The following is a 19,332-nucleotide window of genomic DNA, read 5'->3' as shown; positions in this document are numbered from 1 at the left end:
ATAGTCGATTAGTGCTTGTCTGCTGAACGGTGAAATTCAAAGGCAATCCAAACGCTATCGGTATCGGCGTAATATTGATGAGGCGGGTAGAAGAAGCAGGGATCGTCCATACTGGCATTCTTGGCAATGTCCGACACGCCTTTCCAGGCGTCATATTCTGTCACAATCGGCATCGGCAAGTGCGTGTTGCCGGGCGCCAGTCTGAATTCCTCATACAGTTCAGGGAAAGCTTTACCGGTATCAAACGGTGATGCCACACCGCCCTCGGGCAATACTGGCCGTTTGCCGGCAATCGCGGCGCGGGCTTTGTCTATATCGGTGAACTTCTGCATGCGGCCACAGCCAATCAACTGCGTGTGGATCTCGAACAGGTTGCTGCCGTGCGCGGCGTGGATCCCCGCATCGGAACCGGCCGGCAACCACCACAGATTGACGTACAGCTCGTAAGGCAGGACTTTGCTGCCGGCAGGCGCTGGCAAACCGGTCAGTTGCCACGGATTCACCTGTATTTTGTGGTTCAAATGAAGCTGATTGGAGATCCACAGAGGAAGCGCAGGAGTCCCAGCAGGGAAAGCATATTTCGCCCACTCGGTATCGCGTGAAAAGACGTCCGATTCGACATTGCGAGTATTGCGGACCTGAATTAGCGAGACGACCCCGTTCGCCGAGGCATCAGCGGTGGTAATCACCGCGCCCGCGCGGATGATGATGCTCTGCAGCGGGGGAACGGCGTGACGCAGCGGCGTGTCATTGTGTAGATCGCTGTTGACGTGTGACGTCGCGGCGACAAAGACCGGCTGAGTGCCCAGATTGGTGAGAATGACGTTGGTGTTGTCCTGATGAGCGAAAAGGCCAGTCGTATCGAACTCGTGCAGATTACTGACCATAACGCCGAACAGCATTCCGCCGTTGAAAGGGTACTCGGTCACGACATTCTCTGCAGCACGGGGAGTGATGGTGACAGTTTTCGGCGCAGCGGGGTTCGCACCGGGGGCCAGTGTCGGGTCAGCGGCGACACACGAGGAAGCAATCACGCCGGGAGGACATTTTACCGGTGCGGCGTTAGTCGATACGGCCTCTTTTGCCATCGTCTTATGAGCGGTGCCGGCCAGCGCGACCGTTCCGGCGACGCAGCTCCCATAGAGCAGGAATTTACGCCGGGAAAGCGTGCGCTGATTCTCTTCTTGTTGAGATAAAGGGCAAGCCTCTGCCGATTTATTCTTCAATTGAGTTTTCATTATGACCTCTAAGTATTTATGAATTAACAATTCTGTTATCTGTCATTAAAATGACGGCCACCCAATGACGCCTATTTCTGAATGTCTGGTTTGACATCGAAAAAAACAGAGTAAATCGGTGGTGATATTTGATTTATGTTGTCATCAATTTATCGGTTGGGATCTCGAAAGCCGGAGAGAACGCAATCGATAAATCGATGTAAATAACTTTTCGCCATTATTTTAAAGACGGTATTCCCTGCTGATGATAGTCGCGTCCACGTTATTTCCTTTCGATTTTGATGGATAAAAATTCGCCCAATATAGTTGTTGCGAGTGTTGTCACGATAAAACAACCTACCGTTGGCATAAATAACGCCTGCCCGAAGCCAGGCCGCATGCTTCCGCTTAACAGGTGAAATACCTGTCGGTGCCTCGACCAATGGCTGTTTCAACTAACAGTGACCCTCTTTTTAATTTATAAACAGAGCGGTAGAACTCTCGGTGAATATATTATTAGCCAGCTCAGTATTTGATGTCCCCCTTTAATGATTAATACGTGTACGCGAGATAAGGGCAGAAGCTCAGTTTTATAACCCAATACATAACAGGCAATTAATTAGGATTGAATGTTTATTTATGCTGTTCACGGCGTATAAACTTTCTTTCTTAAATCTCAATTCTTCACGTGTGTATATTTTAACAACCCTTTATATAAACATCCTGTTCTTGGTCAAAAATAGAGAACGTTTTGAATGAAATCATATTTTATTTCACTTGCTAATCATGGCTCAATATGTGACGACAGTGTCAGCCTCTGATAGACAATGAATATCACGTCATTTATATTTTCTATCCCGCCGTTAAAAGGGAGTCACTATACCGTCATAACCACCGTTTCTATTTAACGGAGTTTGAGCGCGCTGAGTGAAAAACAGTCAGATGGAATAATGTGCTCCTAAATTGAACTTCAATACGGATAAGTTTATTTATTATCTTGTATTTGTGTCGTCCTCCATCGAGGGGCTTTAAGTTTTTTGCTTTGCAAGATTAGGGCATCATGTTTGGTGACTTGCGATGCTTCATATAACGAGATAGAGCGGGAAATGTGCAACAGCGGGCTATACGCTGAGCGGTCGTGAGTCAACCTCAACAGGTACGTACTATAGTTGTAGACTCACGTTGCGGTGACGGCGCAGCAAGCCCGATATATTCGGGCTTGCCTATTTACGATGCGACATATCGTCTATTCTTAAAGCCCCCTTCAGGAACGAGCGGGTCTCCTCGCGCCTATCGCTGTATGACGCCAACATATCGGGGGTGAGGGCGTTGAGAAGGTGTCTAGTGCTCGTCAGGCGTACAGGCGTTTCACGTGGATGCAAAGGGTGCTCCCTTGCTGCGGTGACAGGCTATATAATGCAAGCAGATCAACTTTTAGGCACTTGATATTTTGTGGAGTACAAAGGGCTTGCCATCCATTCCTAACCAGTCCATAATAGCGTCCATTCCTGGTTAGGGAATAAGAAAATCGATTCTAATCAATTGGTTAGAGTGGAATAACAATCTGGTCCCCATTCAAAACTACATTATGATTATCAATGTAGGTAAGTGATTAAGGCGCGTTGGCAGAGTGGCCATGCAGCGGATTGCAAATCCGCCTACCTCGGTTCGACTCCGGGACGCGCCTCCAGTTTTTGGCCCAGGTGGTGGAATCGGTAGACACAAGGGATTTAAAATCCCTCGGCGTTCGCGCTGTGCGGGTTCAAGTCCCGCCCTGGGCACCATTGAATAAAACCCATAATAACAATCTCCTAGCAAAAGTCATCGGCCGCCCTATGGCGGTTTTTTTGTGTCTTTAAATCCCCCTCGAAATCAAAAGTGGCGCCGGAATGGCGACAAAGATTCTTAAGATTGTGATATTTCGCCGCTAAATAAGAAAAATGCACGGATCCGCTTCCCGCATCTGTTCCTGTCATCATCAGAGAAAATTGAGTCAGGTTGGCTGCGCAAAATGTCGTCATCCGCAATTTTTGGCAGATGCGTCAGGTGTCATCCACCTTAGTGAGGATGAGTCTGCCTAATGTGTATGTGCGGGGCCTTAGTAAAAGATATCCTCCTGTCTTCACTAAGACATTTCACCAGGCCTGCTATTTGAGAATTCGATGACGGCGTTGTCTATCAGTAAAATCTCATCGTTGACTGTTAATCCGCCCCCCAGAAAAATCCTTATACCAAACGCGTTTTGGGTATGAACTTGAAGGCGAATAGCGGATCGTTGCTGCAAATGTACGCCGCGAGAAGCGACAATGGTTGGAGTGACATTTGCGCGCTGAATGCATGGGCGATCTGGTCTACTGCCCAGTGGATAGCGATGCGGTATTTAACGATGACGGCTGGCTGGCAGTACATCGGCAGGCGGAGCAGGCTATTCCCTGCATACCGATCCGCTGCCGAATATCAAAGCGGCGCTGAACGAGGTGCTCAGCGTCGCGCTGTTTGTTGCTTAGTGGGGTTAATCGCAGGTGGGGGTGTGAGTACCATCGGGTTTGATGATCACGTTGCCTGACTGATTATTCTCGCACGTCACTCCGTAACCGCCGATAAACCAGATTTTCAGCGATCCATCTCCAAGATTAGCGACGGTAGCAATTTCGTACTCTGAAATATCAGCATCAATCAATGCTCTGCCACGCATAGGTTGATCCCACCAATGAGCTTTAGCAATTTTGCCGTTACTCATCGTGTCGATACTCTTTATGTACAACACCCCACTATAATCCTTGTTTCCTAACGGATGCTTACTGAAATAATCTGCGATGAGAGCAGTAAAAGCGCGCTGACTTTTAGGCGGAGACGTGACGATATAGTCGTAACCTCGCTCGCCAGATACATCTATATAAAACTCGTACCCTTGTCGTTTTTCAATTAAAGGTGTCCCGAAAAAGAAATGCGTTGAAAACGGGCCGATGTGGTTGATCCATAGCAGCATGGCTACATGAAGGAGAACGGTACATATAGCATAACGCCACTTCTTGCTGAATAAGAAAACAAGGGTACATATGGGAGTAATGAACCATGACAGTGGGACTATTATTGAATAGTGATCCCAAAACAGCGTCTCGTTATTGAAGGAATATAAACGTTCCAACATAACCAATAGATAATTTATAATGAGAAATATAAATGTCTTTTTCATATATTCCCTTTAATGGGGTAATCCATTTCGACTACGGTGATGAACGGCTTATAACTGAATTTATTTAAATGTTGAAGTATGAACCAAGATCGAAAGCCTCCAAGCACGCTGTAAACCTTTATCTCCGCAGTATCTGGATCTGGGCCAATATCAGGGATATCCAGTCCAAAATGATCATAAAAGGTCACCCGAACCTTACCTTTATAAAACCGACCACAACGGTCAAAGTCAACAATTTCTGCCTTAGCCGCCCAAACGTCATTGATGGCAAACGTCAGTCCACCATTTAACCAGCCTAAGTATTTATCTTCGAATGTATTGAAAGCCGGGGGGCGAAGTGATTTTTTAATTATATTCTGATAGCTCATCATCCAATCATTTAAAGCAACAGGATTAATTTCGCCATGGTTCTGTTTGATTGTGTCATCAACGCCCTGCAGTAATGTTTTTACGAACGCTTGTGTGTTTGGGTGCGCACGAACGGCGCGCGTTAGAGCAGGATGTCTAAATTCTCCACCCTCCTTTTTTTCAAATTTGGCAATCATCGCTAGGATAACCATCTTTAATTCACCAGCTGAGAAAAAAAGCGTAGCCATTAACCTAAATTTAAAGAAATTAAGGGAGGCAGAATAGAAGCCAAAAAAATAACCATCCTTCGAAAAAATGTGTAAATGGCCAAAATTTGGTATGGCTTTGATCTCTTCTTCGGTCATATCGCCATAGGTCATATCCGCAGCCGGGCTACCATCGGCATTAAAACCGGGTTTGCGTCTTGATTGATATACCAGAACGGGGACATGGATCCGCGTCGCACTGGTGGTGTCGGTCACTTCGGTGACCTTGAGCGTCGGCTCGGGTTCGGTTCGCGGCGTGGCAGGTCGGGGCGCAAATCCCCAGCCCGCTTTCTGTGCCGGCGCATTCACCCTGGCGCGGTCATAGGCATTTCGGACGGTGTTGGCGAAATCGCGGTTGGCGTTGATGTCTAGGGTGCCTGCCGTTAATGAACAACAGGCGTGCTCTTGCGAGCCTAATACGACGGTTTGGGCGTCCAGCGCACTGCCTTTTTCGGGCGATAAGATACGCGTAAATTCATCTGGGGTGAGTTCATCCAGACGCTTGGTGATCAGCATGTTTCATTCCCTGTAAACAGATCTATCCCTGTGAAGCGCGGATAGTCTATGCGCAACTTATAATTATGTAAATGAACGATAGGCCACGAAAAAACCGCCAAAATCGGCGGTTTAATTTTCCCGGGTGTCAGCATGTGTTTTTAGTATGCAGACGTATAATGACATCAGGGCTGTTTATTTTATAAACGTTTCTACAGATCAATTTCTCGATTTCGCTCGGTATGCGCGATCAATCGTTCAAGCCGGTTTTCGCTACCGGCTGCGGCATTACTCAGGCTCATCCGGCCAGGTGATATCCGGCGCGGTTGTGATATCTACAGGTGGAACCGATTTTCTATATGACAGCTATTTGAATAGCTTTGCCTTACCTCTCGATTGAATCATTCAATGCCAGTCTTACGCATTATTTGCCACCCACTCTAGCTGACGTATCGCTGTACTTTGCCTGAATCGAGCGACTCAATAGTCAGAAAGCTAGCATACCTATACCTAACGCGATGTTGTGTCCTGGAGGAGACGCTCCAGGCTGATACGTCCGGTCTGGCTATCGAGTGTGACTTGACCATAAATTGGAAACTGCAGTGTTGAGACTTTGTGTCGTTATGTCTCAACCACGCTGCTACATTTAACTTTTATTGCACATATTGGTATTTGCGATTGAGCTACCAGCTGCCTATGACCTAATACACGGATAGACCCGCCCGATTGTTATTTCGAAAACCGCAGAAATGTCGTCCGGCGTTGTGATCCAGGCATTGCCACTCGATGTCTATCCGACGGTTAATCACAGATTAACCAGAGCCTCTTTTCATATGACTTTCTGCATCCTCGATCGTTAATTATCAAACAGAGGCCTTGTGATTATTGGCACCTGCATTTTCAGTTAGGGCGTTAGAGGCGCGTGACGACAAAGCGTTATAGGTTAAACGAGAAGCAGAAGCATATTTAATAGCCTATGCATTTTGCATCACTGGTTAGTGATGGAATGAGAGGGTGCCCACATACCATCCAGGAAGACGATGCGTGTCTATTCCATTGATAGGTAAAAAGGGAGGGCATAAGACATAACGGTTTTGGTACGTCTGCTATTCTGAATAACAAGTCTAGAGAAGATACCAATGTGTTAAGTGACTATCGACGTTATGCCTTAACTTTGTCCTTGAGAAAAAAACAACCGAAAACGTAGCGATAAATGCCAAATAGCCTATCAACATAAAGTATTCGAAGATTTTTATTCTGGGGGAGGGTAAGGGCGCTTAGGTACCATTGCGAGCCGGACATCCGTTAACTGCTTAACGGCACCCGTGTTTATTGTCGGACAAATTTGTCGCTTCAATGACCCTAATATAATAAATATGCTAATAATCATCTTCAAATTTATTTACTCTAAACGGTTTGAACAAACGTTTGAGTGCGAATAGATCATTGCCCGCGTAATAAGGAAAAGGATTAAAGCTGGTCGAAAATAGTAAATCATGTCCGACCTTTTTATAAGCCCGCTAATAAATTGTGAAGGCATGAGATGAAAAATGCTAACTTTACAGCAGTACTAGTAGCTATTCTGTAGCGAATAATGTTCATCTTTTCAAATCATCTAAGATCATTTCATGGTTTTTATAGGTAGTGGCGCTATAAAAAGATTCATACTTCAGGGAAAGCCGCTACTGCTTTAGGTATTAAGACACACCGCTTTGTCGAGTCGTCGCTGGGCTTAAGAGCAGCGCACATAGTGGTAATGAACTTAATATCTCTTTTAGTTTCAGCATGTTTCCTAGTGAGTATTAACCACAGGTTACACAAGGGTTTTTGGAAATTTTGTTTCTAATTTTTGTGGGGGTAGACACGAGATACATGGATTTATCTTATATCTTGTCCTAATAAATAGTTATCGGAACAATAATTACCAGGGTTATTAGTTTGTTTTTTTTAATGGAATTTTGATGTTTTTTTGTTCTTGAGATGATCTGCATTATAAGAACAATTTGTTTTTCTTTTAAAAACAGCTGGTTGTGGTTATCGTGACAACCTGTAAAATATTTACAAAATGTGGATTATTTGGGTTTTTGGCTGTTTTTCGTATAAAAAACTTTCAGTGTGTGGAAAAAAAAACCGCATAAATGAAAGCAAAAACTTTCATTTTTGTGACGTAGATCACATAATTGTCAAAATTCACATGCGGCTGCGTTGTATGTGTTGGGGCATAGGCGGTAGAGTGACAACCGTTTAGGATTAATCCTATGCCTCGTTTAAGGACGATAATTGACGGTAGGGAGCTGGTGAGGTGATGGATAATAGGAGCCTAAAAGATGTTGAAGTCGGCATGGTAAAACACGTCGAATCAAAATTGCATAAAGCAGTAGACACATCTGGCACCGATAGTTTTCATGCCACCTATGGAGAGTGATTATTGAACTGGGCGATAGTAAATATCACCTGTTTTATGTTTGAAACATAGCCTGTTGGGATGAATTATGGGTACCTCTGAACTACTCAAGCACATTTATGACATAAACCTGTCTTATTTGTTACTGGCACAACGTCTGATTAATGACGAAAAAGCATCTGCGATGTTTCGTCTGGGTATTGATGATGAAATGGCCAATGCGTTGATGCAGTTAACATTGCCTCAAATGGTTAAACTGGCTGAAACAAATCAGTTGATTTGTCATTTCCGATTCAGCGATCACACGACTATTAAGCAACTGACTCAAGAATCCCGCGTGGATGATTTGCAGCAGATCCATACCGGTATTCTTCTGTCGAGTCATTTACTTCAACAGTTGTCTTCAAAAGAAGAGAACGTGCCTAAGAAAAGGGCATAATAATGGTTGAGAAAAGTATTGTTCAGGAAGCTAAAGATATTCAGTTAGCGATGGAACTAATCACGCTTGGTGCACGTTTGCAAATGCTGGAAAGTGAAACGCAGCTGAGCCGCGGACGTCTCATCAAGTTATATAAAGAATTGCGAGGCAGCCCTCCGCCCAAAGGCATGCTGCCGTTTTCCACCGATTGGTTCATGACGTGGGAACAAAATATACACTCATCCATGTTCTACAACGCTTACCTGTATTTACTCAAAATCAGTAAATGTAGCGGGGTGGAAGCCGTCATCAAGGCGTATCGCCTATATATCGAACAATGTTCACCGCACAACGAAACTCCCTTGCTGGCGCTAACGCGGGCTTGGACGCTAGTGCGTTTTGTCGACAGCGGCATGTTGCAGTTATCGGCCTGCAACTGCTGTAACGGTATGTTTATTACTCATGCGCACCAGCCCAAAAACGTTTTCGTCTGCAGTTTATGCCAACCGCCTTCCCGGGCAGTAAAAAGACGTAAACTTTCTCCAAACGTTGCCGATATCCTACCTCAACTGCTGGACGAGCAGGTTAAGCACGCAGTCTGAGCTTGGTAGCGCTAGTGAACCTGCCATTGAGCATTGTAGGCATAATGGCAGGGCTCTTTCCTTCTGAAGTCGTACGCGATAAGACTGCGTTTTAACCTCACTCCACTACCCCTTGTTACTATAAGGAATGCTTGTGCTGGTTATATTGGGTTATATCGTCATTATAGGCTCCATCCTGGGCGGTTATCTTATCGTCGGTGGAGAGCTAGGTGCACTTTATCAGCCTTCCGAGTTGCTGATTATCGGTGGCGCTGCCATCGGTGCGTTTATCGTAGGAAACAACGGTAAGGCAATTAAAGGCACAATCAAGGCGTTACCGCTGCTCTTCAAAGGTTCGAAATACACCAAAGCGGTGTATATGGATCTCATGGCCGTATTGTTTCGACTCATGGCCAAATCCCGTCAACAAGGCATGCTTTCGCTGGAGTTCGATATCGACAACCCCAAAGAAAGTGAAATTTTCTCGAGTTATCCCCGCATATTATCAGACGACTATGTTGTTGAGTTTGTGACGGATTATCTGCGTCTTATGGTCAGCGGCAACATGAATGCGTTCGAAATTGAAACGTTGATGGACGAGGAAATCGAGACTGTCGAACATGAATGCGAAGTGCCTGCGTCCAGCCTGACTCAGATCGGAGATGGTCTTCCCGCATTTGGGATCGTCGCTGCGGTTATGGGCGTAGTGCATTCTTTGGCTTATGTTGACCGGCCCGCCGCAGAACTCGGGATGATGATCGCGCATGCGATGGTGGGGACCTTCTTGGGCATTCTCATGGCCTACGGGTTCGTATCGCCTCTCGCATCGCTGCTTCGCCAGAAAAACGCAGAGAAGATCAAAGTATTGCAATGCATAAAAGTAACGTTGCTGTCTAGCCTCAACGGATACGCGCCGCAGATTGCCGTCGAATTCGGGCGCAAGACACTCTACTCCACGATCCGTCCTTCATTCACTGAAATGGAGGAGCACATTCGCAATGTGAAGGCACCGGCAGCGCAGTCAGCGGAAAGTGACGCATGAAACATCAGCACCCCATTATTCGTAAAAAGCGCAAATCAGGTCATGGAGGCCACCACGGCGGGGCCTGGAAGATTGCTTATGCCGACTTCATGACAGCCATGATGGCGCTGTTTTTGGTGATGTGGCTCATCGCCATTTCATCGCCTTCCCAGCTGGTACAGATAGCGGAATATTTCCGCACTCCGCTTAAGGTTGCAATGACGAATGGTACGCGCATTAGCGATGCTTCCAGCCCGATTCCCGGCGGCGGACAAGACTTTACTCAGCAGGATGGTGAAGTTAGGAAACAGATCGATGTTTCTAAAGACCAACGTCAGCGCGAAGAAGCCAAATTAAATAAACTCCGCGACAAGCTTGACCAATTAATCGAGGCTGACCCGCGACTTCGTGCATTGCGTCCGCATCTGCTGATTGAAATGGTCGAAGAAGGCTTGAGAATTCAGATCATTGATAGCCAGAAGCGGCCTATGTTCAAACGGGGCAGCGCTCAGGTGGAGCCGTACATGAGCGATATCCTTCGCGCTATCGCTCCAATCCTGAATGATATTCCCAACAAAATCAGCTTATCGGGTCACACGGATGACGCGCCTTATGTGACCGGGGAACGGCGTTACAGTAATTGGGAACTGTCTGCGGACCGCGCTAATGCATCCCGGCGTGAACTCATCGCCGGCGGGTTGTCCGAGGGCAAGGTGCTGCGTGTTGTTGGCATGGCCGCCACGATGGGGCTGAAGCAGGCCCAGGGCGGAGACGACGCGATAAATCGGCGCATCAGCCTGGTCGTACTGAACAAGCAGACTCAGGAAAGCATTGAGCGTGAAAACGCGGAAAGCAATGCCGTTGATATTGATAAAACAGAGAATTTACAAAATATCAATCCTGATAAGGCTAAACCTACCCCGACCCCTGCCGACAATAATAGTAGTAGCGGTGCTTCGCCTGGGGCCGAAAATGGAACACCGGCACAAGGCGCGGCTGGAACGCCGGGATCCGCTTCCGTCATCGAGACGAACAGCGCATCTGCTGCCAGTCGCCCACAGCCGACTACCGCTTTGCCCGCTTCTCCTGATAGCCAGGCGACGCCTTCTTCAACAAGCCACGATTCACAGCAGAGGTGACCCACGTGAGCATGGACATGAGTGCTTTCTATCAAACGTTCTTTGATGAAGCAGATGAATTGTTGGCGGATATGGAACAGCATTTATTGCTGCTCGACCCGTCAAGCCCTGATACCGAACAGATGAATGCGATCTTCCGGGCGGCTCACTCGATAAAAGGGGGCGCCGGGACGTTCGGTTTCAAGGTATTACAGGAAACCACACATTTGCTGGAGAACCTGTTAGATGGTGCCAGACGCGGCGAAATGCGGCTGAGCACTGACATTATCAACCTGTTTCTGGAAACAAAAGACATTATGCAGGATCAGTTGGACGCTTATAAAACCGCGCAGGAACCGAACGCCGAAAGCTTCGAGTACATCTGCAAGGCCCTTCGTCAGCTTGCGCTTGAGTCTAAAGAAGCTGAGGGCGGGGCTGCTCCTGCCGCTGCGACCAACGAAAGTGCTTCCACTACGTCGGCAGCGCCCTCGACGCCAGCGGGACACAATGAACTGCATATTGCGCTGACCAATCTGAAAGAACAGGAAATTCCACAGCTGCTAGAAGAATTGGGCAATCTGGGTACGCTAAAAGATTCGCACCAGACGGCTAACAGTGTAGAAGCTACGTTGGTAACGACTGAAAGCCAGGATGACATCACTGCGGTGCTATGTTTTGTACTGGAACCAGAACAGATCAACTTTAAAACCGTCGACGCGGAAGCGGCTCCAACTGCTGCGCCGCCGCAAGAGGCAACCAAACCTGAAGCCGTGGAGCCTGCTCCAGCTCCGACTGAGGCAGCGCCGGCTAAACCTGCCGCACCGGCCGCGTCAGTGGGCAAACCTGCCGAAGCGGCCAAGGCTCGACCCAAAACCGGCGATACCAGCATTCGAGTGGCTGTCGAAAAAGTCGATCAGCTCATCAACTTGGTTGGTGAGCTGGTGATCACTCAGTCCATGCTGGCTCAGCGTTCCAGCGCGCTGGATCCTGTAGTGCATGGCGACCTTCTGAACAGCATGGGACAGCTAGAGCGTAACGCGCGGGATCTTCAGGAATCCGTCATGTCCATCCGAATGATGCCGATGGAGTATGTCTTCAGCCGCTTCCCGCGTTTGGTTCGCGATTTGGCCGCGAAGCTGGGCAAGGAAGTCGAGCTGACGTTGCAAGGTAGCTCTACCGAACTCGATAAAAGCCTGATCGAACGCATCATTGACCCGCTGACTCACCTGGTGCGTAACAGCCTCGACCACGGTATTGAGCATCCAGAGGATCGTGTGGCCGCCGGAAAAACAGCCGTGGGCAATCTGACCCTCTCGGCTGAACATCAGGGCGGCAACATTTGCATCGAAGTCATCGATGATGGCGCCGGCCTAAACCGTGAACGTATTCTTGCCAAAGCCCTATCCCAGGGGCTTTCCGTCAGCGACAGCATGACGGATGAAGAAGTCGGGATGCTGATCTTTGCTCCTGGATTCTCCACGGCGGAACAGGTCACAGATGTTTCTGGCCGCGGCGTAGGTATGGATGTAGTTAAACGAAACATCCAGGAAATGGGTGGTCACGTGGAAATCTACTTCCAGAAAGGGAAGGGGACGACTATCCGTATCTTGCTGCCATTGACCCTGGCGATTCTGGATGGCATGTCCGTCAAGGTCAACGGCGAAGTCTTCATTCTGCCGCTGAATGCGGTCATGGAATCTCTTCAGCCTCAATCTGAAGATCTCTATCCGCTGGCTGGCGGCGAGCGTGTATTGCAGGTTCGCGGTGAATATCTGCCGTTGATCGAGCTTTATCAGGTATTCGATGTAGAAAATGCGAAGACGGATGCGACTCAGGGTATTGTCGTCATTCTGCAAAGTGCGGGACGTCGTTACGCGTTGCTGGTTGATCAACTGATTGGTCAGCATCAGGTTGTTGTGAAAAACCTGGAAAGCAACTACCGCAAGGTGCCGGGCGTTTCAGGCGCAACAATCTTGGGCGATGGTAGTGTTGCGCTGATTGTTGATGTGTCGGCATTGCAGGCGCTTTATCGTGAAAAGCGTGTGGTAGAGACCGCTTAACAAAAAATAACGGCTATTGATAATAAGGTGAGTAACATGACTGGACTTGCAAACGTCACAAAACTGGCAGGTGAAACCGTAGGGCAGGAGTTCCTGATCTTTACGCTTGGCGACGAAGAATACGGCGTCGATATTCTCAAGGTGCAGGAAATCCGGGGTTACGATCAGGTGACTCGTATTGCCAATACGCCTTCCTTTATTAAAGGTGTAACTAACCTGCGCGGCGTTATTGTTCCGATCGTTGACTTACGCATTAAATTCGCACAGCAGGAAGTTGACTACGATGACAACACCGTCGTTATCGTCCTGAATCTTGGACAACGCGTTGTGGGGATCGTCGTTGACGGCGTATCTGATGTGCTGTCTTTGACGGCGGATCAAATTCGTCCGGCTCCGGAGTTTGCGGTGACGCTGTCGACGGAATATCTCACCGGCTTAGGCTCTCTGGGCGAGCGGATGCTGATTCTCGTGGATATCGAAAAGTTGTTAAGCAGCGAAGAGATGGCGCTGGTTGATAGCGTGTTGAAAGGTTGAGGTACAAACACGCATAACGACGGGCCATAAAATTATGGCCCGAGTCATATGTCATAAATTTTTCTTCAAACGGAAAACTATCCAGGTAAGGTCCAAATACCGGTGATAGGGTCAAGGAACTATGGAAAAGGCTCACATGCTTAATCGTATAAAAGTGGTAACGAGTTTAGTCCTCATTTTGGCATTGTTTAGCGTTATTCAATTCATTTCCAGTGGTCTGTTTTTTAATTCGCTTAAAACGGATCGCGATATTTTTCGCGACACACGCATTCTCAATGAGCAGCGTTCGGAACTGGACTCAACCTGGACTTATCTGCTGCAGGCGCGCAATACACTCAATCGTGCGGGATCTCGTCTGGCGTTGAATCAAAACGGTCAGTCTGCGGATAGTGCTATTGCGAAAGAGCTTATCGATCTTGCTAAAAAACAGCTGCAGACGGCAAACGAACACTTCCGTGAGTATGAAAACATTCCCTATTCACCAAAGCAGGGCGTAATGATTCAGGCTGCGGTTAAAGCCGACTATGACACGTTGAATGGAGCGTTAAACGAACTGGTATTGTTTATCACCACCGACAGGCTCCAGGCTTTCCTGGACCAACCTACGCAGAGTTATCAGGATAAATTCGAAAAAACCTACCTCACCTATCGCGATTCTTATAATGCGATCTACAAAGATGCGATTGATGAGAACGAGTCGGCCTATGCGTCCGCACTGTGGATTCTGAGTTCAATTGTGGTCTTCGTGCTCGTCATGTCCGGGCTAGTTTGGTTGGGTGTTAACCGGGCACTAATTCAACCGCTGAACAAGATTGTCGAAAATATCCGTTATATGGCGAAAGGCGATCTGACTCATCGTCTTGAGTTCCAGGGCACCAATGAAATGGGCATCCTGGCTGACAGCCTTCGACATATGCAGAGTGAATTCATCAGCACGGTGAGTGCCGTACGTCAGGGGGCAGAAGCCATCTACACTGGCTCATCGGAAATCAGCGCTGGCAACAACGATCTGTCTTCCCGTACAGAGCAGCAAGCCGCTTCCCTCGAAGAAACGGCGGCGAGTATGGAACAGCTGACTGCAACAGTGAAACAGAACGCCGAAAATGCGCGGCAGGCTAGCCAACTGGCGCTGAGCGCTTCCGAAACGGCGCAGAAGGGCGGTCAGGTTGTCGATAACGTGGTGAAAACAATGCACGATATCGCAGGCAGCTCGCAGAAAATCTCTGATATCACCAGTGTGATCGACGGTATCGCCTTCCAGACCAACATCCTCGCGCTGAATGCCGCGGTTGAAGCGGCGCGTGCCGGCGAACAAGGCCGTGGTTTTGCTGTAGTAGCCGGTGAAGTCCGTAACCTAGCGCAGCGTAGCGCCCAAGCGGCAAAAGAGATCAAAACTCTGATTGACGACTCCGTCGGACGTGTAGATGAGGGTTCGAAACTGGTCGAAACGGCGGGTGAAACCATGGGTGAGATTGTCGGAGCGGTAACCCGAGTGACCGATATTATGGGCGAAATTGCCTCCGCTTCGGATGAGCAGAGCAAAGGGATTGATCAGGTTGGTCAGGCGGTGACTGAAATGGATCGTGTGACTCAGCAGAACGCCGCGTTGGTGGAAGAGTCAGCCTCTGCTGCGGTCGCGTTGGAAGAACAGGTTCGTGGATTGAACCATTCGGTGTCGTTGTTCCGTTTGCCAGACGAAGGAAACGCCTTCCGTCCCGCTATCGCTCCTGCGGCCGCTAAAACGGCGCTGCTGAGCCAGACGGCGGAGAAACCCTCCGGCAAAAAAAATGGCGTGGCGGTCAGTGAGTCCAGTGATAATTGGGAGAAATTCTAACCTCTCCTTGAGCTTTGCGGGATGTTCTACACGAATTGACGCTAGGCTGAATTATGTACTGAAAAGCGTTTGTCCGGCCTCCGTTTGAGGCCGGCAAATTCGTTTTCATCAGCAGAAAGGTTATATTTTCAGCTATTACCCGCTGAAAATGCGGATTGAGTTAAAGAAAGGGCGGCATTAGCCGATGGAGTTAGTGTAGGGGACTTGTCGCGCCGAAACATTGGCTGACAGCTTCGCGAGAGTTAGGCAAAGACGTAGTTCACACAGCAAACTTATAGCCTGAAAGGCAGCGCTGCCGGGAAACCGGCAGCGCATTATAAAAGCAATTCTTAATTGATGGCCGTAGTTGACAATATGTAGACATGGCGACTGTAGCCTCTGGCAGCAAGGACAGAGGTATCGAAGTGGGTAAAGCAGTGACTAAGATGGACAGTCACCTAAGCTAATTCGGCGTTGGTAAACAACATTAGCCGCGTCTCTGAGGTTGAGAGGCGCGCGGTTATATGTTTACCAGTAAGACGCAGTGGCTGTGCCATACATCTGCAGAAGATGGATATTTGAAAAATGGTATGCCTGTAATTGCTGTTAGGGATGAGCCCATATTGAAAAACAAGAAGATAACCTATCCATTTTCGGGCAGTTAGACAATGAAAAATACGACATCGCCACATCATTCCGGATCTGCGTCAATCCTGTCGCAGATGGTTGAACGGTTACCGCTCTCTGATACGCACTTTAAACGTATCAGCCAGCTTATTTATCAACGCGCTGGCATCGTGCTGGCCGACCACAAGCGGGAAATGGTTTATAACCGTTTGGTTCGGCGTCTACGACTGCTGGGCATCAACGATTTCGGTCAATATCTGGCCCTATTGGAGTCTGATCCCAACAGCGCTGAATGGCAGGCGTTCACCAACGCATTGACCACCAATCTGACGGCTTTTTTTCGTGAGGCGCATCATTTCCCGATTTTGGCTGAACACGCCCGCAAGCGTCAGGGTAATTATTCCGTCTGGAGTACCGCTGCTTCTACGGGTGAAGAACCCTACTCGTTAGCAATGACGTTGGCTGAGGTTTTTGGAGACAAATCCCAGAATCACTGCCAAGTGGTTGCCAGCGATATCGACACTCAAGTGTTGGAAAAGGCCGCTGCCGGCATATATCGGCAGGATGAATTACGCTCGCTCTCGCCACAACAGATGCAGCGTTTCTTCTTACGCGGCACAGGCCCGCATAGCGGCTTGGTTCGCGTGCGCTCTGAACTGGCTTCAATGGTTCATTTTCAGCAGTTGAATCTCTTGGCGCCGGAGTGGTCTGTTCCCGCGCCGTTTGATGCTATTTTTTGCCGTAATATCATGATTTATTTCGATAAAGAAACTCAGGAACGCATCCTGCGTCGCTTTGTCCCGCTGCTTAAACCCGGCGGATTACTATTTGCAGGTCATTCAGAGAATTTCAGTCAGATCAGTCGGGAATTCTATCTGCGCGGGCAGACAGTGTATGGGCTGGCTAAGGAAAGATAATGAGCAAAATAAAAGTATTGTGCGTTGACGACTCCGCGCTCATGCGTCAAATCATGACTGAGATCATCAACAGCCATCCTGATATGGAAGTGGTCGCGACTGCGCCAGATCCGTTGGTGGCACGTGATCTGATCAAAAAATTCAATCCACAGGTTCTTACGTTGGATGTCGAAATGCCGCGCATGGATGGGTTGGATTTTCTCGAAAAGCTGATGCGATTGCGACCGATGCCGGTCGTCATGGTGTCATCGCTGACTGGCAAGGGATCGGAAATCACGCTGCGGGCGCTTGAACTAGGCGCGGTTGATTTTGTGACCAAACCTCAGTTGGGGATCCGTGAAGGGATGCTGTCGTACAGCGAGCTCATCGCGGACAAAATCCGGACAGCCGCCAAGGCGCGTCTTCCCCAGCATAGCCAGAGCGCTTCGGCGCCGGTCAAAGTGCTTAGCTCGCCGCTGCTGAGTAGTGAAAAGCTGATCGCGATCGGGGCGTCAACCGGGGGGACAGAGGCGATTCGCCATGTGCTTCAGCCGTTGCCGCCGACCAGCCCTGCGGTGATCATCACGCAGCACATGCCGCCGGGCTTTACCAAATCCTTCGCCGAGCGCCTGAACAAGCTATGCCAAATCACGGTTAAAGAAGCGGAAGATGGAGAACGTGTTCTGCCGGGGCATGCTTATATCGCGCCGGGGGCCAGGCACATGGAGCTTTCGCGCAGCGGAGCTAACTATCAGGTCAAGCTCCATGACGAAGCGCCGGTCAATCGGCACCGTCCTTCCGTTGATGTGTTATTTCGCTCTGTGTCGAAATATGCGGGTCGCAACGCAGTCGGCGTCATTCTGACGGGAATGGGCAACGATGGCGCGATGGGAATGTTGGAAATGCATCAGGCTGGTGCGTACACAATGGCGCAAAATGAAGCCAGCTGTGTCGTTTTCGGTATGCCTCGAGAGGCTATTGCGCTCGGTGGTGTCGACGAAGTGGTGGATTTGCACCAGGTAAGTCAGCGAATGCTGGCTCAAATTTCTGCCGGACAGGCATTACGTATATAGCAGCTCCGAGTGAGCAATAAAAACTGTAGGAGTAGGTATGGCTGATAAAGAACTCAGATTTTTAGTGGTGGATGATTTCTCGACAATGCGTCGCATCGTAAGAAATCTGCTAAAAGAGCTGGGCTTTAACAATGTGGAAGAAGCAGAAGATGGTGCGGATGCTTTGAACAAGCTGCGTACCGGTGGTTTTGACTTCGTCATTTCCGATTGGAATATGCCGAATATGGATGGTTTGGAACTGTTGCAGACCATCCGGGCCGACGGCACGCTTTCTAAACTTCCAGTACTGATGGTGACTGCGGAAGCGAAGAAAGAGAACATCATTGCTGCGGCGCAGGCTGGCGCCAGCGGCTACGTGGTTAAACCGTTTACTGCGGCTACGCTTGAAGAAAAGCTAGGTAAAATTTTCGAAAAGCTGGGTATGTAAGGAGATGTCATGAATCCACATCCGGTGCCCCCTGTTAACGATAACGCGTCAGCGACCGAGATCATTTCCCGCATTGGTCAGTTGACTCGCATGCTGCGTGATAGCCTGAAAGAACTGGGCTTGGATCATGCTATTGCCGAAGCGGCGGAAGCGATACCTGACGCTCGGGATCGTCTTGATTATGTTGTCCAGATGACTGCACAGGCGGCGGAGCGCGCTCTGAGCTGTGTTGAGGCTTCTCAGCCGCGTCAGAACAAGCTGGAAGAAGACGCTAAATCCCTCACCACGCGTTGGGATGAGTGGTTTGAAAACCCGATTGAGTTAGCCGATGCGCGTGAGCTGGTAACGGATACCCGCAGTTATCTACAGGAAGTTCCCGAACATACCTCTTTCACCAATGCTCAGTTACTGGAAATCATGATGGCGCAGGACTTCCAGGACCTGACGGGACAGGTCATCAAACGTATGATGGATGTTGTCCAGGAGATAGAGAAACAACTGTTGATGGTCTTGCTGGAAAATATGCCAGAGAAAAAGGCCGAACCGAAGCGTGCTGACGATGGATTGCTCAACGGCCCTCAAGTTGACAAAACTGCCGCTGGCATTGTATCAAATCAGGATCAGGTCGACGATTTGCTCGACAGTCTTGGATTCTGATTAGCCCGATCCCCGACAGAATATAAATATAGCGTTGGGAATATCAGGCAAAGGTATGTGGATTTTTACGGTCGGGCCTCTTCCGACCGTAAATCCCCTCTCTTTTAACTGATGCATCAAATAGCCGCCTCTTTTCTTCTTTTTTCCACCCATCAAGTTTTTTCTTATTTGTCATGCTAAT

The 19,332-nt window shown here is 48.7% G+C and carries 16 protein-coding genes and 2 tRNA genes; 14 read left to right on the top strand and 4 right to left on the bottom strand.

Translation table 11 applies throughout. The features are described 5' to 3' along the window. Positions 1-8: 8 nt before the first annotated feature. Positions 9-1,238, bottom strand: coding sequence for a hypothetical protein (locus BLU64_RS00290; protein WP_139171448.1), 1,230 nt, complete (start codon positions 1,236-1,238; stop codon positions 9-11). Between the two features lie 1,595 nt (positions 1,239-2,833). Between BLU64_RS00290 and BLU64_RS00285 the strand changes: the two genes are divergently transcribed. The 3 genes from BLU64_RS00285 to BLU64_RS17340 all read left to right on the top strand — a co-directional run bounded on the left by BLU64_RS00285 (position 2,834) and on the right by BLU64_RS17340 (position 3,689). Further along, positions 2,834-2,907, top strand: a tRNA-Cys gene (locus BLU64_RS00285). A 7-nt stretch (positions 2,908-2,914) separates the two neighbouring features. Next, a tRNA-Leu gene (locus BLU64_RS00280) sits at positions 2,915-3,001 on the top strand. 538 nt (positions 3,002-3,539) lie between these two features. Next, positions 3,540-3,689, top strand: coding sequence for a hypothetical protein (locus BLU64_RS17340; RefSeq protein WP_157755375.1), 150 nt, complete (start codon positions 3,540-3,542; stop codon positions 3,687-3,689). Positions 3,690-3,729: 40 nt separating this feature from the next. On the opposite strand, the gene BLU64_RS00270 is transcribed toward BLU64_RS17340, so the two are convergent. The 3 genes from BLU64_RS00270 to BLU64_RS17845 all read right to left on the bottom strand — a co-directional run bounded on the left by BLU64_RS00270 (position 3,730) and on the right by BLU64_RS17845 (position 5,888). Further along, complete coding sequence (locus tag BLU64_RS00270) at positions 3,730-4,413, bottom strand: hypothetical protein (protein WP_026743033.1); 684 nt, start codon at positions 4,411-4,413, stop codon at positions 3,730-3,732. After that, the gene (locus BLU64_RS00265; RefSeq protein ID WP_074727626.1) at positions 4,410-5,543 is read right to left on the bottom strand and encodes a DUF3289 family protein; all 1,134 of its coding nucleotides are present in this window, start codon (positions 5,541-5,543) and stop codon (positions 4,410-4,412) included. The genes BLU64_RS00270 and BLU64_RS00265 overlap by 4 nt, the downstream gene beginning before the upstream one ends. 267 nt (positions 5,544-5,810) lie before the next feature. After that, on the bottom strand, positions 5,811-5,888 hold the full coding sequence (locus tag BLU64_RS17845; protein ID WP_139171464.1) for a tail fiber assembly protein: 78 nt from the start codon (positions 5,886-5,888) through the stop codon (positions 5,811-5,813). A 2,126-nt stretch (positions 5,889-8,014) separates the two neighbouring features. Between BLU64_RS17845 and flhD the strand changes: the two genes are divergently transcribed. The 11 genes from flhD to cheZ all read left to right on the top strand — a co-directional run bounded on the left by flhD (position 8,015) and on the right by cheZ (position 19,151). Beyond that, positions 8,015-8,365 (top strand): flagellar transcriptional regulator FlhD, encoded by a 351-nt coding sequence (flhD, locus tag BLU64_RS00260; protein ID WP_026743031.1) that lies wholly within the window; start codon positions 8,015-8,017, stop codon positions 8,363-8,365. Positions 8,366-8,367: 2 nt separating this feature from the next. Next, positions 8,368-8,946 carry a flagellar transcriptional regulator FlhC gene (gene flhC, locus BLU64_RS00255; protein WP_026741066.1) on the top strand — a complete coding sequence of 193 codons (579 nt, stop codon included), beginning with the start codon at positions 8,368-8,370 and terminating at the stop codon, positions 8,944-8,946. Between the two features lie 133 nt (positions 8,947-9,079). Continuing rightward, entirely contained in the window at positions 9,080-9,967 is an 888-nt protein-coding gene (gene motA / locus BLU64_RS00250) for a flagellar motor stator protein MotA (protein ID WP_026743030.1), read from the top strand. Next, the gene (gene motB, locus BLU64_RS00245) at positions 9,964-11,085 is read left to right on the top strand and encodes a flagellar motor protein MotB (RefSeq protein WP_026743029.1); all 1,122 of its coding nucleotides are present in this window, start codon (positions 9,964-9,966) and stop codon (positions 11,083-11,085) included. Before motA ends, motB begins: the two co-directional genes overlap by 4 nt. Positions 11,086-11,102: 17 nt before the next feature. Next, positions 11,103-13,124 carry a chemotaxis protein CheA gene (cheA, locus tag BLU64_RS00240; protein WP_026743028.1) on the top strand — a complete coding sequence of 674 codons (2,022 nt, stop codon included), beginning with the start codon at positions 11,103-11,105 and terminating at the stop codon, positions 13,122-13,124. Between the two features lie 36 nt (positions 13,125-13,160). Further along, complete coding sequence (cheW, locus tag BLU64_RS00235) at positions 13,161-13,658, top strand: chemotaxis protein CheW (protein ID WP_026741070.1); 498 nt, start codon at positions 13,161-13,163, stop codon at positions 13,656-13,658. A 136-nt stretch (positions 13,659-13,794) separates the two neighbouring features. Beyond that, the gene (locus tag BLU64_RS00230; RefSeq protein ID WP_074727857.1) at positions 13,795-15,492 is read left to right on the top strand and encodes a methyl-accepting chemotaxis protein; all 1,698 of its coding nucleotides are present in this window, start codon (positions 13,795-13,797) and stop codon (positions 15,490-15,492) included. 647 nt (positions 15,493-16,139) lie between these two features. Continuing rightward, positions 16,140-17,015, top strand: a complete 876-nt coding sequence (cheR, locus tag BLU64_RS00225; protein WP_026743026.1) for a protein-glutamate O-methyltransferase CheR — start codon at positions 16,140-16,142, stop codon at positions 17,013-17,015. Continuing rightward, positions 17,015-18,067, top strand: a complete 1,053-nt coding sequence (locus BLU64_RS00220) for a protein-glutamate methylesterase/protein-glutamine glutaminase (RefSeq protein WP_026743025.1) — start codon at positions 17,015-17,017, stop codon at positions 18,065-18,067. Before cheR ends, BLU64_RS00220 begins: the two co-directional genes overlap by 1 nt. A 37-nt stretch (positions 18,068-18,104) precedes the next feature. Continuing rightward, positions 18,105-18,494, top strand: a complete 390-nt coding sequence (cheY, locus tag BLU64_RS00215) for a chemotaxis response regulator CheY (protein WP_026741074.1) — start codon at positions 18,105-18,107, stop codon at positions 18,492-18,494. Positions 18,495-18,503: 9 nt separating this feature from the next. Next, positions 18,504-19,151 (top strand): protein phosphatase CheZ, encoded by a 648-nt coding sequence (gene cheZ, locus BLU64_RS00210; protein WP_026741075.1) that lies wholly within the window; start codon positions 18,504-18,506, stop codon positions 19,149-19,151. Positions 19,152-19,332: the final 181 nt, after the last annotated feature.

The organism is Lonsdalea quercina, from assembly GCF_900107885.1.
GTDB classification, from domain to species: domain Bacteria; phylum Pseudomonadota; class Gammaproteobacteria; order Enterobacterales; family Enterobacteriaceae; genus Lonsdalea; species Lonsdalea quercina.
The sequence above is the reverse complement of the archived record's forward strand: the minus strand, read 5'-3'. Positions and strand labels throughout refer to the sequence as shown.

Bases quoted from the DNA above. Each gene is read 5' to 3' on its own strand.
- BLU64_RS00290 (WP_139171448.1), bottom strand. From the start codon at position 1,238: ATGAAAACTCAATTGAAGAATAAATCGGCAGAGGCTTGCCCTTTATCT.
- BLU64_RS00270 (WP_026743033.1), bottom strand. From the start codon at position 4,413: ATGAAAAAGACATTTATATTTCTCATTATAAATTATCTATTGGTTATG.
- BLU64_RS00265 (WP_074727626.1), bottom strand. From the start codon at position 5,543: ATGCTGATCACCAAGCGTCTGGATGAACTCACCCCAGATGAATTTACG.
- flhD (WP_026743031.1), top strand. From the start codon at position 8,015: ATGGGTACCTCTGAACTACTCAAGCACATTTATGACATAAACCTGTCT.
- flhC (WP_026741066.1), top strand. From the start codon at position 8,368: ATGGTTGAGAAAAGTATTGTTCAGGAAGCTAAAGATATTCAGTTAGCG.
- motB (WP_026743029.1), top strand. From the start codon at position 9,964: ATGAAACATCAGCACCCCATTATTCGTAAAAAGCGCAAATCAGGTCAT.
- cheA (WP_026743028.1), top strand. From the start codon at position 11,103: ATGAGTGCTTTCTATCAAACGTTCTTTGATGAAGCAGATGAATTGTTG.
- cheW (WP_026741070.1), top strand. From the start codon at position 13,161: ATGACTGGACTTGCAAACGTCACAAAACTGGCAGGTGAAACCGTAGGG.
- BLU64_RS00230 (WP_074727857.1), top strand. From the start codon at position 13,795: ATGCTTAATCGTATAAAAGTGGTAACGAGTTTAGTCCTCATTTTGGCA.
- cheR (WP_026743026.1), top strand. From the start codon at position 16,140: ATGAAAAATACGACATCGCCACATCATTCCGGATCTGCGTCAATCCTG.
- BLU64_RS00220 (WP_026743025.1), top strand. From the start codon at position 17,015: ATGAGCAAAATAAAAGTATTGTGCGTTGACGACTCCGCGCTCATGCGT.
- cheY (WP_026741074.1), top strand. From the start codon at position 18,105: ATGGCTGATAAAGAACTCAGATTTTTAGTGGTGGATGATTTCTCGACA.
- cheZ (WP_026741075.1), top strand. From the start codon at position 18,504: ATGAATCCACATCCGGTGCCCCCTGTTAACGATAACGCGTCAGCGACC.